Origin of the sequence: Stappia indica (assembly GCF_009789575.1) — a bacterium.
Lineage (GTDB): Bacteria > Pseudomonadota > Alphaproteobacteria > Rhizobiales > Stappiaceae > Stappia > Stappia indica_A.
The window spans coordinates 1,726,507-1,741,244 of sequence record NZ_CP046908.1; the positions used below are offsets into that span (position 1 = coordinate 1,726,507).

General features: G+C 66.4%; 12 protein-coding genes. 9 read left to right on the forward strand and 3 right to left on the reverse strand.

All coding sequences use genetic code 11. The features are described from left to right. Positions 1 to 467: 467 nt before the first annotated feature. The 3 genes from phnF (at position 468) to GH266_RS08145 (ending at position 3,017) form a co-directional block, all read left to right on the forward strand. Positions 468 to 1,208 (forward strand): phosphonate metabolism transcriptional regulator PhnF, encoded by a 741-nt coding sequence (gene phnF, locus GH266_RS08135; protein WP_158193446.1) that lies wholly within the window; start codon positions 468 to 470, stop codon positions 1,206 to 1,208. A 138-nt stretch (positions 1,209 to 1,346) separates the two neighbouring features. Continuing rightward, a complete protein-coding gene (locus GH266_RS08140) occupies positions 1,347 to 2,651 on the forward strand; it encodes an NAD(P)/FAD-dependent oxidoreductase (protein ID WP_158193447.1) in 1,305 nt (434 codons plus the stop codon). Between the two features lie 12 nt (positions 2,652 to 2,663). Further along, complete coding sequence (locus GH266_RS08145) at positions 2,664 to 3,017, forward strand: DUF5368 domain-containing protein (RefSeq protein WP_158193448.1); 354 nt, start codon at positions 2,664 to 2,666, stop codon at positions 3,015 to 3,017. 27 nt (positions 3,018 to 3,044) lie between these two features. On the opposite strand, the gene argE is transcribed toward GH266_RS08145, so the two are convergent. Together argE and doeA are read right to left on the reverse strand one after the other, a co-directional pair. Continuing rightward, positions 3,045 to 4,208: an acetylornithine deacetylase gene (argE, locus tag GH266_RS08150; protein ID WP_199270473.1), complete on the reverse strand. Its 1,164-nt coding sequence runs from the start codon at positions 4,206 to 4,208 to the stop codon at positions 3,045 to 3,047. 19 nt (positions 4,209 to 4,227) lie between these two features. Continuing rightward, on the reverse strand, positions 4,228 to 5,412 hold the full coding sequence (gene doeA, locus GH266_RS08155; RefSeq protein ID WP_158193449.1) for an ectoine hydrolase DoeA: 1,185 nt from the start codon (positions 5,410 to 5,412) through the stop codon (positions 4,228 to 4,230). Between the two features lie 180 nt (positions 5,413 to 5,592). Between doeA and GH266_RS08160 the strand changes: the two genes are divergently transcribed. The 3 genes from GH266_RS08160 to GH266_RS08170 all read left to right on the forward strand — a co-directional run bounded on the left by GH266_RS08160 (position 5,593) and on the right by GH266_RS08170 (position 9,113). Further along, entirely contained in the window at positions 5,593 to 6,078 is a 486-nt protein-coding gene (locus tag GH266_RS08160) for an Lrp/AsnC family transcriptional regulator (protein ID WP_199270474.1), read from the forward strand. A 145-nt stretch (positions 6,079 to 6,223) separates the two neighbouring features. After that, positions 6,224 to 7,711 carry an NAD-dependent succinate-semialdehyde dehydrogenase gene (locus GH266_RS08165; RefSeq protein ID WP_158193450.1) on the forward strand — a complete coding sequence of 496 codons (1,488 nt, stop codon included), beginning with the start codon at positions 6,224 to 6,226 and terminating at the stop codon, positions 7,709 to 7,711. 31 nt (positions 7,712 to 7,742) lie between these two features. After that, positions 7,743 to 9,113, forward strand: a complete 1,371-nt coding sequence (locus GH266_RS08170) for an aspartate aminotransferase family protein (protein WP_158193451.1) — start codon at positions 7,743 to 7,745, stop codon at positions 9,111 to 9,113. Between the two features lie 75 nt (positions 9,114 to 9,188). Here GH266_RS08170 and GH266_RS08175 read toward each other — a convergent pair whose 3' ends face one another. Beyond that, positions 9,189 to 9,761: a MarR family winged helix-turn-helix transcriptional regulator gene (locus tag GH266_RS08175; protein WP_199270475.1), complete on the reverse strand. Its 573-nt coding sequence runs from the start codon at positions 9,759 to 9,761 to the stop codon at positions 9,189 to 9,191. A 142-nt stretch (positions 9,762 to 9,903) separates the two neighbouring features. Between GH266_RS08175 and GH266_RS08180 the strand changes: the two genes are divergently transcribed. The 3 genes from GH266_RS08180 (at position 9,904) to GH266_RS08190 (ending at position 14,727) form a co-directional block, all read left to right on the forward strand. Further along, positions 9,904 to 11,679 (forward strand): N-acetylglutaminylglutamine amidotransferase, encoded by a 1,776-nt coding sequence (locus GH266_RS08180; RefSeq protein WP_158193452.1) that lies wholly within the window; start codon positions 9,904 to 9,906, stop codon positions 11,677 to 11,679. Between the two features lie 133 nt (positions 11,680 to 11,812). Then, positions 11,813 to 13,564, forward strand: a complete 1,752-nt coding sequence (gene ngg, locus GH266_RS08185; RefSeq protein WP_158196113.1) for an N-acetylglutaminylglutamine synthetase — start codon at positions 11,813 to 11,815, stop codon at positions 13,562 to 13,564. Beyond that, the gene (locus GH266_RS08190; protein ID WP_158193453.1) at positions 13,561 to 14,727 is read left to right on the forward strand and encodes an osmoprotectant NAGGN system M42 family peptidase; all 1,167 of its coding nucleotides are present in this window, start codon (positions 13,561 to 13,563) and stop codon (positions 14,725 to 14,727) included. Before ngg ends, GH266_RS08190 begins: the two co-directional genes overlap by 4 nt. The last annotated feature ends 11 nt before the right edge of the window (positions 14,728 to 14,738 follow it).

A 14,738-nucleotide genomic window follows, 5' to 3' on the forward strand; every position in this document is an offset into this window, starting at 1 on the left:
CCGTCTATATTTGTCTAGTATTATAGACAACCGACAATACAGACCCTACAAGCTCCGCGTGACGGCGGCATGACAGGGCAAGCCCCACCCCACCGCTCCCCGGTCAGCGAAACCCGGTCGCTTCGGCTCCGCTTCTGTTGGCTGTCGACCTCCTGGCTTGCTAGAAGGGCTAGGTCGTGGACTCATAATTGTGCCGGAAACGGCGTTTGGCCCGGCAATGATGTGCCAGGAGGAGCGTGATGGCCGGGGCAGCCCCCCCCGCCCGAGCGGCCCGACGCCGCAGATCGAAGTCGGGCCGACGCCCTCCGGGTCTGCGCGAACCTGCCGGCAACGGCGTCGCAAGACCTTGAAAACCGGACGGTTTCCTGCGGGCTTGCTCCTTGTATCCGATCAGGTTCGCGCAGACCGTTTCTCGCCAGAATTATGAGTTCACGACCCAAAGCCGAAGCGGCGGCGAAAGGACACGCATGAGTGGAATTGAACGGCAGACGGGGGTCGCCCTGTGGCGGCAGATCGCCGACGAGATTCGCGCCGGCATCGGCAATGGCGATCATGACGACACGGGACGCCTGCCGACCGAGGCCGTGCTGGCCGCGCGTTTCGACGTCAACCGCCACACGGTACGGCAGGCCCTGGCGGCGCTTGCCCGGGAAGGCGTCGTGGAGACCGTGCAGGGGCGCGGCACGACCATCGTTCCGCGCCGCCGCGTGACCTATCCGATCGGCACCCGCACCCGCTTTTCCGCCGGCCTCGGCGGTCAGGTGGCCCAGGCCGTCACACGACTGGTCGGCGTCTCGCAGGAAAACGCGACGCCCGAGCTTGCGGCGCAGCTGCGGCTGGCTGCCGGCGCTCCCCTGCTTCGGCTCGAAACGCTTGGCGAGGCGGACGGCGTTCCCCTGTCCCGTGCGGTCCACTGGTTCGACGCGGACCGGTTCTCCGGGTTGCCCGAGGCCTATCGCCGGGAAGGCTCGATCACACGGGCGCTGGCGGCCTGCGGCGTGGCGGACTACGTGCGCCAGTCGACGGAGATTTCGGCAGCGCCGGCAACCGCCTCCGACCGGGTGGATCTTGCCCTGCAGCCGGGGGCCGTGGTGCTGCTCACCCGTTCGCTGAACGTCGACGGGCAGGGATATCCCATCCAGGCCAGCCACAGCCGCTTTGCGGCGGACCGCGTCAGTCTTTCGGTCGCAACCGAGCCCAACGGCTGAAATTGACGTTACGTTAGAATTTGCCGCACCTTGCGAAAGATCAATGCGTTGCATTTTTATATTCGATAATTAGAAATAAATAATAAACTCGGCGCAGCGCCGCGTGCTGCTGCCTTCATTGGGACGAGAGGACAGGCCTTGCTTGCAAACAGACGACAGTTTCTCGCCCTTGTGGCCGCGGCTTCGGCCGCAGCGACACACAGCGGGCCGATACAGGCCCAGCCCGTACCGACCGGCGCACGTATCGTCATCCTCGGCGCCGGTGCAGCCGGAACCGCGCTTGCGAACCGCTTGACGGCCCGCTTGCCGGGCGCGCGGATCACACTCCTCGACCCGCGTCAGGCGCATCTTTATCAACCCGGCTTCACCCTGATCGCCGCAGGCCTCAAGCCCGCCTCCTACTCGGTCTCGATGACGGCGGAGTGGTTGCCCCGCAAGGCGGAATGGATCCAGGAGGCAGCTGCAGAGATCGATCCGGAAGCCAGACGTGTCGTCACCACGTCGGGCCGCGCGCTTACCTATGACTTCCTCGTGGTCGCAACCGGCCTGAAACTCGACTACGAGGCCATCGAAGGCATGTCGACCGATCTCATCGGCAGCAACGGCATCGGCTCGGTCTATGCAGGGCCCGACCAGGCGGCCGCCACCTTCGCCGAAATGAGCCGCTTCGTGGAAAAGGGCGGCACCGCTCTCTTCACCCGGCCGGCAACCGAAATGAAATGCGCCGGCGCACCGCTCAAATACGCCTTCCTCACGGATGACGCCGCGCGTCGCAAGGGCACGCGCGACAAGGTGAAGATCATCTATGCGGCCCATTCGGGCGCGTTCTTCTCGGTGCCGATCGTCAACGAGAAGGTCCGGATGCTGTTCGAGGACCGAGGCTTCGAGACGGTGAAAAACCATGTGATGGTGGCCATCGACCCAGGCCGCCGCATCGCCACCTTCGACACCCCCGAGGGGCGCAAGGAGGTCGGCTACGACTTCACCAACGTCATTCCGCCAATGCGGGCACCCGATGCCATCCGCTTCAACAGTCCGCTGTCCTGGCAGCAGGGACCATTCGCAGCGGATGGCTGGCTCGAGGTCGACAAGCACACGCTGCGCCATCTGCGCTATCCCAGTGTCTTTGCGCTTGGCGACGTGGCAGGCGTGCCGAAGGGAAAGACGGCCGCCAGCGTGAAGTGGCAGGTGCCGGTCGTGGAAGACCAGCTGGCTGCGCAGATCGCCGGCCGCGAAAGCACCGCCCGCTACGACGGCTACACCTCCTGCCCGCTGATCACCCGGGTCGGCCGGGCCATGCTGGTGGAGTTCGACTACAAGGACAATCTCGTCCCGTCCTTCCCCGGGCTCATCGCTCCGCTGGAGGAACTCTGGGTGTCCTGGCTGATGAAGGAAATCGCCCTCAAGGCCACCTATAACGCAATGCTGCGCGGACGCGCCTGACAGGAGGACGCCATGAAGGAAATGACGCTTTCCACCCTGCTGGCCGTGTTCGAGGAAATGTTCGGCACCGGCCTGTTCTGGACCCTCGTCGCGGCGGCCGCGCTTGTCACCGCGGCATTCCTCTTCGTTCTGCTGCGTGAACGGCGGCTCGTCGGCCGCTGGCTTCTGCGGGCAGAATTACTGGCACCGGTCGGCGCCATCGCCGCGATCTTCTTCGTGCTGACGATCACCAACTCGGGATTTTCCGACCTGGGAGGCCCCATCGACGTGATCGTCATGATCCTGATCGGCGCCGCAGGGGCGGTCGGGCTGACGATCCTCGCCTATGTGATGCAGGCACTGCTGCTCGGCCACAGGCAACGGTAAGCCGCGCTGCCAGTCCGGGCGCGTCTACTAGGAAACCGTCAACCGCCCGGCCAGCCGCTCCAGCATCGCAAGGCACGCCTGGAGCTGATCGAGCGACACGAACTCGTCCGGCTTGTGCGCCTGCGCAATCGAGCCCGGGCCGCAGACGACGACCGACATTCCAAGCTGCTGGAAAAGGCCCGCCTCGGTCCCGAAGGAGACCACATCGGCGCTGTTGGCGCCCGTCAGCTCGGCGACGATGCGGCGCGCCTCGTTTTCCTCGACCGGCTCGAGGCCAGCGACCTCGCCCACCACCTCGCGGCGGATCAAGGCCTGCGGATGCACGCTGCGCATGGCCGGCAAAAGCTCGTCGTGGACATAGGCGTCGATGGCCTCGCAGACGAAGGCCCGGTCGGCCTCGGTGACCGGGCGCATCTCCCAGTCGAGGCTGGCGAGGCCGGGGATGACGTTGTGCGCCACCCCTCCCATCAGCCGCCCGAGCTGCAGCGTCGTCCAGGGCGGATCGAAGCGGCTGGCGGCCGGCGCCCTCCCCTTCAACTGTTCCTTCAGCTCCATCAGCCGCATGCCGTAGCGCAGCGCGTATTCCACCGCATTGACGCCTGCATCGGGAACCGAGCCGTGCCCCTCCAGGCCGCGAAAACTCGTGGTGTATTCGCAGCAGCCCTTGTGCCCCTCGATGATCCGCATCTCGGTCGGCTCGCCGATCACCGCGAGTGACGGCCGCACGCCCATTCCGGGCAGCTCGCTCACCAGCTTGCGCGCGCCAAGGCAGCCCACTTCCTCATCGTAGGTCAGGCAGATGTGGACCGGCCGCGACAGGTTCGCCGCGGCAAAGAGCGGGGCCGTCGCCAGCACCGCGGCGATGAACCCCTTCATGTCGCAGGTGCCGCGCCCGTAGAGCAGCCCGTCCGCCTCGCGCATGCGGAACGGGTCGGAGGACCAGTCCTGGTCCGCCACCGGCACGACATCGCTATGGCCGGACAACACGATGCCGCCATCCTCGTTCGGACCGATGGTCGCGAACAGGTTGGCCTTGCTCCCGGTCTCGTCGACCATCACCCGGGTCTCGGCGCCGAGGTCTCCCAGCCGGTCTGCGGCCCAGGCGATGAGCTCCAGGTTGCCGTCGCTCGAAACGGTGGCGAAGGAGATCAGCTCCCCGAGCAGGGTCTTGGTGTCGTCGATCAGTGCCATGCCGGTCCGTCCCGCCGCCTCAATCCTTGACGAAGAGCGCGCGCGGGCGGTTGCACAGGCACTCCGCCGGCCCGTCTTCGCGGATCAGGATGCTCTCGGTGATCTCGAGGCCCCAATTGTCCATCCAAAGGCCCGGCATGAAGTGGAAGGTCATCCCCGCCTCCAGCACCGTGTCGTCGCCCGGACGCAGCGAGATGGTCCGCTCGCCCCAGTCCGGCGGATAGGAAACGCCGATCGGATAGCCGCAGCGCGCCGCCCGGTCGATGCCGGCCCGCTCCAGCGGAGCGCCCAGCGCCTGCGCGATGTCGCTGGCCCGGTTGCCGGCGCGCGCTGCCTCAAGACCTGCCTCCAGTCCCTCGACCAGCGCCTTTTCCGCGTCGAGCAGATATTGCGGCGGCTTGCCGAGATAGACCGTCCGGCAGAACGGCACGTGGTAGCGCCGATAGCAGCCGGCGATCTCGAAGAACGTCGCGGTGTCGGCGGCGATGTGGCGCCCGTCCCAGGTCAGGTGGGGAGCGGCGGCATCCGATCCGCTCGGCAGCAGGGGAACGATGGAGGGATAATCGCCCCAGGCATCCTCCGTGCCGCGGATCGCATCGGCATAGATGTCGGCGACGAGGTCCGTCTTGCGCATGCCGGGGTGGATCCGGTCGAAGATGCCGTCGATGATCTTCTCCGAGATCCGCGCGGCCCGGCGCATGAACACCAGTTCCTCGTCGGACTTCACCGCACGCTGCCAGTTCACCAGCGCCGTCGCATCGACAAAGGTCGCCTGCGGCAGTTCCTCCTGCAAGGTCAGGAAGGCCTTGGCGGAAAAATAATAGTTCTCCAGCTCCACGCCGATCCGCGCGGTGCCGTGGCCGGCCTCGCGGATCAGCTCCGCCAGGGTCTGCATCGGGTGGCGGACGGTCGACTGCACATAATGGTCCGGATAGAAGGCGACCCGCTCGTCCGGCATCCAGACCGTGCGCACGGCACCATTGGCGTCCTGCCGGCGCCCCCACCAAACGGGATCGGCATCGTGGAAGACGAGCACTCCCTGGTGGACGTAGAAGGACCAGCCGTCATAGCCGGTCAGCCAGGACATGTTGGCAGGGTCCTCGACGAACAGCACGTCGATGTCCCGCTCGCGCATTGCCTTGCGCACCTTTTCAAGTCGCCTTGAGAATTCCGCGTCGGAAAACGGAAGTTCAGTCGCCGGCATTCCTGTCACTCCCCAACGGCCGGATGCTCGCATGGCGACCCGGCAAATCATCGGTGCACTCTGCACGCTCTCCCCACCATTTGAAAACCCGTCAGAATAAGGCGTCCCGGCCGCAGCTTGAACGCTGCGGCATCCTCTGGCAGATGGACTCTCCTGCCCCAATCCCGCTATGACGCCTGCATGATCCGCCTCGACGACCGCGACATCGCCATCCTGAAGGTTCTTTCCCGCGAGGGCCGCCTGTCCAAGGCGGAGCTGGCGCGCCGGATAAACCTCAGCCCGACCCCCTGTTGGGAGCGCCTGAAGCGGCTCGAAAAAGCCGGGGTCATCGAGGGCTATCGGGCCGATGTCGCCCTGCGAAAGACCGCGCCCCATGTCACGGTCTTCGTCACCCTGGAGCTGGAAAACCACAGTTCCGCGGCCTTCCAGGCCTTCGAGCGGGCCGTGGAGGCCTATCCGGAGATCGTTCAGTGCTGGGCCCTTGGCGGCGGCTTCGACTACCTGCTGCAGGTGGTCACGCGCGACGTCGACAGCTATCAGCGGCTGATCGACCGCCTGCTCGACCAGGGCCTCGGGCTCGCCCGCTACTACACCTACATCGTCACCAAGCCGGTGAAGACGGGGCATGCCCCTCCCTTCGATCTGCTGCTCGGCAAGGGAGACTGATCGGTCTGCCGGCCAGCCGCAAAAAAGACGAATCGTCTACACGGGCGGCCCGCTTCAGACGCTTGTTCCCCCTTTTTTGCCCCATCCTCTCCCTGTCGCGGCCCCATGCTGCGCACTGACCCCAGTCATATGCGGGAGACGGAACATGACGGCACCGAACACCAGGTCGGCGGAACGGACCGCCCCCCTTCTCGACGACGCCCGTCTGCTCAGGCAGTTTTCCTACATTGCCGGCCGCTGGTCCGCGGCAACGGACGGCCGCACCTTCCCGGTGCGCAACCCGGCCGACGGCAGCCGGCTGGGCGACGTGGCGAGCCTGTCCGCCGACGAGGCGCGCGCCGCCATCGATCCTGCCCATAAGGCCTTCTCCGTCTGGTCCGCCCTCCTGCCGCAGGAGCGGGCGCAGTTGCTGCGCCGCTGGTTCGAGCTCATCTGCGACAACCGCGAGGATCTCGCCCGGCTGATGACGCTGGAGCAGGGCAAGCCGATTTCCGAAGCGCGCGGCGAGATCGATTATGCCGCCGCCTTCATTGAATTCTATGCCGAGGAAGCCCGCCGGCCCGACACGCAGAGCGTCACCTCGCACCTGCCGGATGCGGAGATGGAGACCTGGCTCGAGCCGGTCGGCGTCGCCGCTCTCGTCACGCCCTGGAACTTCCCTTGCGCGATGATCACCCGCAAGGCCGCAGCGGCCCTTGCCGCCGGCTGCACCGTCCTTGTCCACCCCTCGCACGAGACCCCGTTCTCGGCGCTTGCGCTGGCGGAGCTGGCCGAGCGCGCCGGCTTTCCGGCAGGCGTGTTCAACGTGGTGACCGGCGATGCGGCGACCATTGTCGGCGCCTGGATGGACGATGCTCGCGTGCGCGCCGTGTCCTTTACCGGCTCCACCGAGATCGGGCGGCTGATCTACCGGCAGGCGGCCTCGACGGTGAAGCGCCTGGTGCTGGAACTGGGCGGCCATGCCCCCTTCCTCGTCTTCTCCGATGCGGATCTGGAGCGCGCGGTCGCGGAAGCGGTCAAGGCAAAGTTCGCGACCTCCGGCCAGGACTGCCTCGGTGCGAACCGCTTCCTCGTCGCCCGCCCGCTCTACAAGGCCTTCTGCAAGCGCTTCGCCGAGGCGAGTGCCGCACTCACCGTCGGACCGGGTCTTGAGGACCCGGCCATCGGTCCCTTGATGAACGAGCGCGCGGTCGCCAAGCAGGAGGCGCATGTCGCCGATGCGCTGGAGCGCGGGGCAAAGCTTCTCGCCGGTGGCAAGCGCCTTCCCGCCGGCCCGCTGTTCTACGCACCGACCGTGCTGTGCGACGTGCCCGATGACGCGCTGATCATGCGCGAGGAGACCTTCGGCCCCGTCGCAGCGATCCGCCCCTTCGACAGCGAGGAGGAAGCTGTCAGGATCGCCAATGACAGCGAGTACGGCCTGATCGCCTATGTTCACAGCGAGGACCCGCGCCGCATCTACCGCCTGTCGCGGGCCCTGCGCTACGGCATGATCGCCGTCAATCGCACCAAGGTGACCGGCGCGCCGATCCCCTTCGGCGGCATGAAGCAATCCGGCATCGGCCGGGAGGGCGCAGCAGACGGCATGCGCGCCTTCATGGACCTCAAATATGTCTGCCGCGACTGGGCCTGATGCCCGCCGGCCTCAACCAAGGGAGCTATCCATGCTGACCAACGACCAGCTCGACAAGTGGGACCGGGAGAACTTCTTCCATCCCTCCACCCATCTGGCGCAGCATGCGCGCGGCGAAAGCCCCTCGCGCATCGTCACCGGCGGTGACGGCGTGTTCATCCAGGATCGCGACGGCAATCGCCTCCTCGATGCCTTCGCCGGGCTTTACTGCGTCAATGTCGGCTACGGCCGCACGGAGATCGCCGAAGCCATCGCCGCCCAGGCGAAGGAACTCGCCTACTATCACGCCTATGTCGGCCATGGCACCGAGACCTCCATCACGCTGGCGAAGATGGTCGTGGAACGCGCGCCTGCGAACATGTCGAAGGTCTATTTCGGCCTCGGCGGTTCGGATGCCAACGAGACCAACGTCAAGCTGGTCTGGTACTACAACAACATCCTCGGCCGGCCGGAGAAGAAGAAGATCATCTCGCGCTGGCGCGGCTATCACGGCTCCGGCCTGATGACCGGCTCGCTCACCGGGCTTGAGCTCTTCCACAAGAAGTTCGACCTGCCCTTCGCCCAGGTGCTCCACACCGAGGCGCCCTACTATTTCCGCCGTCCCGACCTCGACATGAGCGAAGCCGACTTCACGGCCCACTGCGTCGCCGAGCTGGAAGAGCTGATCGCCAACGAGGGCGCCGACACCATCGCCGCCTTCATCGCCGAGCCCGTCCTGGGCACCGGCGGCATCGTGCCGCCGCCCGCCGGCTACTGGGAGCAGATCCAGCGCGTCCTGAAGAAGCACGACATCCTGATGATCGCCGACGAGGTGGTCACCGGCTTCGGGCGCCTCGGCACCATGTTCGGCTCCGATCACTACGGCATCGAGGCCGACATCATCACCATCGCCAAGGGCCTCACCTCGGCCTATGCGCCGCTGTCCGGCTCGATCATCTCCAAGAAGGTCTGGGAGGTGCTGGAGCGCGGCACCGACGAGAACGGACCGATCGGCCACGGCTGGACCTATTCCGCCCACCCGATCGGCGCTGCTGCCGGCGTCGCCAATCTCAAGCTGATCGACGAAATGGGACTCGTGGCCAATGCCCGCGAGACTGGCGCCTATTTCAACGAGGCTATGCGTGCGGCCCTTGCCGACCATGCGAAGGTCGGCGACGTACGCGGCGAAGGCCTGCTCTGCGCGGTGGAATTCGTCGACGACAAGGCCTCGCGCCGCTTCTTCGACGCATCCGCGAAAGTCGGCCCGGCGGTTGCCAGCGCCCTCTTGAAGCGCGGCGTCATCGGCCGCGCCATGCCCCAGGGCGACATCCTTGGCTTCGCGCCGCCGCTCTGCCTGACCAGGGCCGAGGCCGACAGCATCGTCGAGGCGACGCGCGCCGCAGTTACCGAGGTCTTTGCCTGAACCGGCAAACATCCATCGCGATACAAGAAGGGCCGGAGCACACGCTCCGGCCCTTTTTCTTTTTTGAAAGGCGGATCAGGCGGAAAGGCCCGCTTCCGTAGGTCCGTTGCCCGTTCCCCCGCCCGGCTCATCCGGCTCCAGCAGGTCGGCAACCGTGTGAAACGCGCGGATGATCGATGCCTGATCCTCGGTGCTCATCGCCGCCATGCCGGAGAAAAACCGCTTGTGAATGAGCGGCGGAGCCTCGGCGAGAACCCCCTTGCCGGTTTCCGTCAGTTCCGTGTGGACGATGCGGCGATCCACGGTGCTCCGGCGCCGGGTGATGAGACCACGCAATTCGAGCTTCTCCAGGATCGTTACCGTCGTCGGCGGGCTGATATTCGCAACGCGCGAGATCTCCGCCGTCGTCGCCGCCTCGAAATCGCGCACGGCGTTGAGCACGACGATCTGCGGGATCGTCAGCCCCGTCTCGCGTGCCACCCGCTTCGACCGGACATCCATCGCCTGCACGATCCGCCGGATCGAGCGAATGACATCGCTTGCATCCTTTTGGGCGGCTGCGCGTTCATCCGTCACGGGTCTCTCCTTGCGTTGGGCCTTGTCCAGCGGCTTGCACAGATAATTACACCACAAAAGATTTGATTTCAAATGATTTGTACTCTAACTAATGACCCAAGCCAGCCACCGGATGCGGTGGGCCCTGTGCCCGCCCCGATGGCAGAAGTCATCCGCAAGCCCCGGAAAACCGGACCTTGCGGCAACACGATATGCAGCAAAGGGGCTTCCTTTCATGTGCGGTATTGCCGGCGAATTTCGCTTCGATGGACAATTTGCGGATGCGGAGGCGGTTGCCCGGATGACGGAGCGTCTGGCGCCGCGCGGTCCCGACGGATCCGGCGTGATGGCACAGGGGCCCGTGGCGCTCGGCCATCGGCGGCTGAAGATCATCGACCTGTCGGAAAAGGCGTCCCAGCCCATGGCCGATCCGGCGCTGGAGCTGTCCATCGTCTTCAACGGCTGCATCTACAACTACCCGGAGCTACGCAAGGAGCTGGAGGCCAAGGGCTACAGCTTCTTCTCGCATGGCGACACGGAGGTGATCCTCAAGGCGTTCCACGCCTGGGGCGCCGACTGCGTGAAGCGCTTCCACGGCATGTTCGCCTTCGCCATCCATGACCGCCGCGACGGGTCGGTCACGCTCGCCCGCGACCGCTTCGGCATCAAGCCGCTCTATCTTGCGGAAAAGGGCAAGCGCCTTCGCTTCGCCTCCACCCTGCAGGCGCTGCTGGCCGGCGGCGACGTCGACACCGGTATCGACCGGGCGGCGCTCACTTGCTTCATGAGCTTCCATGCGGTGGTGCCCGCTCCGCGCACCATCCTGTCGGGCGTGCGCAAGCTGCCGCCGGCGACCGTGCGCCGGATCGAGGCCGACGGGCACTCCAGCGAACACCGCTACTGGAACGCGTCCTACACCCGCCGCGAGGAAGACAGCGGCCTGTCCGCCGACGACTGGCGCGACCGGGTGCTGGAAGCGCTGCGTCTCGCCGTGCGCCGCCGCATGGTCTCGGACGTTCCGGTCGGCGTCCTGCTGTCGGGCGGCGTCGACAGCTCGCTGATCGTCGGCCTGCTGGCCGAGGAGGGCCAGAAGGACCTGATGACCTTCTCCATCGGCTTCGAGGAAGCCAATGGCGAGAAGGGCGACGAGTTCGTCTATTCCGACCTGATCGCCGAGCGCTTCGGCACCGATCACCACAAGATCTTCGTGCCCTCGGCCGATCTCATGACCTCGCTCCCGGACACCATCGCCGCCCAGTCGGAGCCGATGGTCTCCTACGACAATATCGGCTTCTTCCTGCTCAGCCGCGAGGTGTCCAAGCACATCAAGGTGGTGCAGTCGGGCCAGGGCGCCGACGAGGTGTTCGGCGGCTATCACTGGTATCCCCCGCTGGCCGGCTCCAACGATGTCGTCGCCGACTATGCCCGCGTCTTCTTCGACCGCTCGCGCGCGACGATGGGCCGCCACCTCTCGCCCGAGTGGATGGCGGACAAGGACGAGGCCCTCGACTTCGTCGCGGCTCACCTGATGCAGGGCGGGGCTGAAACCCCGGTCGACCGGGCACTGCGTCTCGATGCCGAGATCATGCTGGTCGACGACCCGGTCAAGCGGGTCGACAACATGACCATGGCCTGGGGCCTGGAGGCGCGCGTTCCCTTCCTCGACCACGAACTGGTCGAGTTGGCCGCGCGCATTCCGCCGGAGCTGAAGCTGGCGCAGGGCGGCAAGGGCGTCCTCAAGGAAGCCGCCCGCAAGGTCGTCCCGCATGAGGTGATCGACCGCAAGAAAGGCTACTTCCCCGTGCCCCAGCTGAAATACATCCAGGGCCCCTATCTCGACATGGTGCGGGATGCCCTGACCTCCGCTCCGGCGCGGGAACGCGGGCTGTTCCAGAAGGACTATCTCGACAGCCTCTTCACCGATCCGACGGCCCACATCACGCCGCTCCAGGGCTCCGAGCTCTGGCAGGTGGCCCTGCTGGAACTCTGGCTGCAGACCAACGACATCTGAGGACACGACGATGACGGCAAGCAAGACCGGCGGCTCCGGGGGGAAGCGCGGCGAAGGATCGGGGCGAACGCCCCGTGAATCCCGCCAGAAGGACGCACGGCACCGGGACGCCTATTCGCATCGGCTCAAGCGCATGCGCGAGCACGGCCTCAAGCCGCCGATCGACAACCAGCCGAGCGATGCGCCGGCGGTCACCGCCAACTGCGCGCTCGACCTCGGCTGGGGACGCCTGATGTTCGGACAGACCTTCTCGGAGCCCGAGCGGCTCGTGGCGACGCTGGAGGGCGAGTTGCCCGACCGCCGCGACATCGCCGTCTATGTGCGCGATCCGCATGTGCTGCTGGCCAACGCCCCGCAGGAGATCTTTCTCGATCCCTCTCATACGTTCCGCCTCGACCTCTCCACCTACCGGGCGTCCAAGCGGGCGCCCTCCGGCTTCTTCCTGCGCCGGCTCACCTCGCAGGCGGATGCGGACGAGATCAACCGCATCTACGCTGGTCGCGGCATGGTCCCCGTGCCGCCGGACTTCTTCTGGTCCAAGCGCGATGCCCGGTCGATCTGCTATTTCGTGGCGGAGGACGAGGTCAGCGGCGAGATCCTCGGCACCGTGACCGGGGTCGATCACCTTCGCGCGTTCAACGATCCCGAGCGCGGCGGCTCGCTGTGGTGCCTTGCGGTCGACCCGCAGGCGCGCCATCCCGGCGTCGGCCAGGCCCTCGTACGTCATCTGGCGGAGTATTTCGCGGCGCGCGGCCTTGCCTATCTCGACCTGTCGGTCATGCACGACAACGAGCAGGCCATCGCGCTCTACGAAAAGCTCGGCTTCCAACGAGTGCCCTATTTCACCGTCAAGCGGAAGAACCTCATCAACGAGACGCTCTACACCGGTCCGGATGTCGACGATGCGCTGAACCCCTATGCCACGATCATCGTGCGCGAGGCGCGCCGCCGCGGCATCCGCGTCGAGGTGACCGACGCCGAACACGGCTTCTTCTCGCTGTCCCAGGGCGGTCGCACGATCCGCTGCCGCGAGAGCCTCAGCGAGCTGACCAGCGCCGTGGCCATGTCGATCTGCGACGACAAGACCGCGACGCGAAAGGTGGTCGAGGGCGCCGGCGTGCATGTGCCGGCACAGATCCTCGCGAGTGCCGGCGACGACGCGCTGGAAACCTTCCTGCGCGAACACGGCAAGGTCGTCGTCAAGCCTGCGCGCGGCGAGCAGGGACGCGGCGTTGCCGTCGGCCTGACCTCCATGGACGACATGCGCGCTGCCATCGATGAGGCCCGCCAGCTCTGCGACACGGTGCTGGTGGAGGAGTGCGTCGAGGGCCAGGACCTTCGGCTGATCGTCATCAACTACCGGCTGGTCGCCGCCGCCGTCCGCCGCCCTCCGACCATCGTCGGCAACGGCCGCAGCACCATTCGCGAGTTGATCGAGGCCCAGAGCCGCCGCCGCGGCGCGGCAACGGGCGGCGAATCCCACATTCCGCTCGACGCGGAGACCGACCGCACCATTGCCCAGGCCGGCTATACGCTGGACGATGTCCTGGACAGCGGCACCCAGCTGCAGGTGCGCCGGACCGCGAACCTGCATACGGGCGGCACGATCCACGACGTCACCGACATCGTCCATCCGGCGCTTGTCGAGGCGGCGGTGCGCTCGGCCCGCGCCATCGACATTCCGGTAACCGGCATCGACCTGATGGTCGCCTCCCCCACGGAGGCCGACTACCGGTTCATCGAGGCGAACGAACGGCCGGGCCTGGCAAACCACGAACCGCAGCCGACGGCAGAGCGCTTCGTCGACCTGCTGTTCCCGCTGTCCATGCCGGCCACAGCCCGCCAGGTCGTCGCCGACCAGCATGCCAACCAGGGGGCTACATGACACGACTGAGCATCGATACGGACTATCTGGCCGAGACCCTCAAGGCGCTGCTCGCGATCCCGAGCCCCACCGGCTACACGGACACGGTGGTGCGGTATGTCTCGGCCCAGCTGGAACAACTGGGGCTGCCGGTCGAGCTGACACGCCGCGGCGCCATCCGCGCGATCCGACGCGGCCGCCAGGACCGCGGCGCCCGGGCGCTCGTCTCGCATCTCGACACGCTCGGTGCCCAGGTAAAGTTCGTCAAGGACAATGGCCGGCTGGCGCTGGTGCCCATCGGCAACTGGTCCGCACGCTTCGCCGAAGGCGCACGCGCGACGCTGTATTCCTATTCCGGCGCCTATCGCGGAACCATCCTGCCGCTCAAATCCTCCGGCCATACCTTCAACGAGGAGATCGACACCTCGCCCATCGGCTGGGATCACGTGGAGCTGCGCGTCGATGCCCTCGCCTTCGGCCGTGCCGACCTGGATCGCCTCGGCATCGAGGTCGGCGACATCATCGCCATCGACCCGCAGCCGGAATTCCTGGACAACGGCTTCATCATCTCCCGGCATCTCGACAACAAGGCGGGCGTTGCAGTCATGCTCGCCGCGTTGAAGGCCATGACCGAGGCCGAGGCGGAAACGCCCGTCGACATCCATTGGCTGTTCACGATCGCCGAGGAAGTCGGCGTCGGCGCCTCCTCGATCATCACCCACGACGTTGCCTCGCTGGTTGCCGTCGACAACGGCACCACGGCGCCGGGTCAGAACTCGAGCGAATTCGGCGTCACCTTCTCGATGGCCGACCAGACAGGCCCGTTCGACTACCATCTGACGAAGAAGCTGGTGGAGCTGTGCCAGGAGCACGACATCCGCTACCAGAAGGACGTCTTCCGCTACTACCGCTCGGACTCCGCCAGCGCCATCGAGGCCGGTGCCGACGTGCGCACCGCGCTGATCACCTTCGGCGTCGACAGCTCGCACGGCTACGAGCGCATCCACATGCATGCACTGCGCTCGCTGGCCGAACTGATCACCGCCTATGCCTCCAGCCCGGTGGAAATCCCCCGCGACTACGAGGAAACGGCCGGCGTCTCCGGTTTCACCCGCCAGCCGACAGCCGAAGCGGAGCAGACACTGACGCCGGACGCGGAGAACACCGACCTGCCGCAGGCCTGAGCCGCGGCAGA

Coding starts and splice junctions, on each gene's coding strand:
- phnF (WP_158193446.1), top strand. CDS start 468: ATGAGTGGAATTGAACGGCAGACGGGGGTCGCCCTGTGGCGGCAGATC.
- GH266_RS08145 (WP_158193448.1), top strand. CDS start 2,664: ATGAAGGAAATGACGCTTTCCACCCTGCTGGCCGTGTTCGAGGAAATG.
- argE (WP_199270473.1), bottom strand. CDS start 4,208: ATGGCACTGATCGACGACACCAAGACCCTGCTCGGGGAGCTGATCTCC.
- doeA (WP_158193449.1), bottom strand. CDS start 5,412: ATGCCGGCGACTGAACTTCCGTTTTCCGACGCGGAATTCTCAAGGCGA.
- GH266_RS08160 (WP_199270474.1), top strand. CDS start 5,593: ATGATCCGCCTCGACGACCGCGACATCGCCATCCTGAAGGTTCTTTCC.
- GH266_RS08165 (WP_158193450.1), top strand. CDS start 6,224: ATGACGGCACCGAACACCAGGTCGGCGGAACGGACCGCCCCCCTTCTC.
- GH266_RS08170 (WP_158193451.1), top strand. CDS start 7,743: ATGCTGACCAACGACCAGCTCGACAAGTGGGACCGGGAGAACTTCTTC.
- GH266_RS08180 (WP_158193452.1), top strand. CDS start 9,904: ATGTGCGGTATTGCCGGCGAATTTCGCTTCGATGGACAATTTGCGGAT.
- ngg (WP_158196113.1), top strand. CDS start 11,813: ATGCGCGAGCACGGCCTCAAGCCGCCGATCGACAACCAGCCGAGCGAT.
- GH266_RS08190 (WP_158193453.1), top strand. CDS start 13,561: ATGACACGACTGAGCATCGATACGGACTATCTGGCCGAGACCCTCAAG.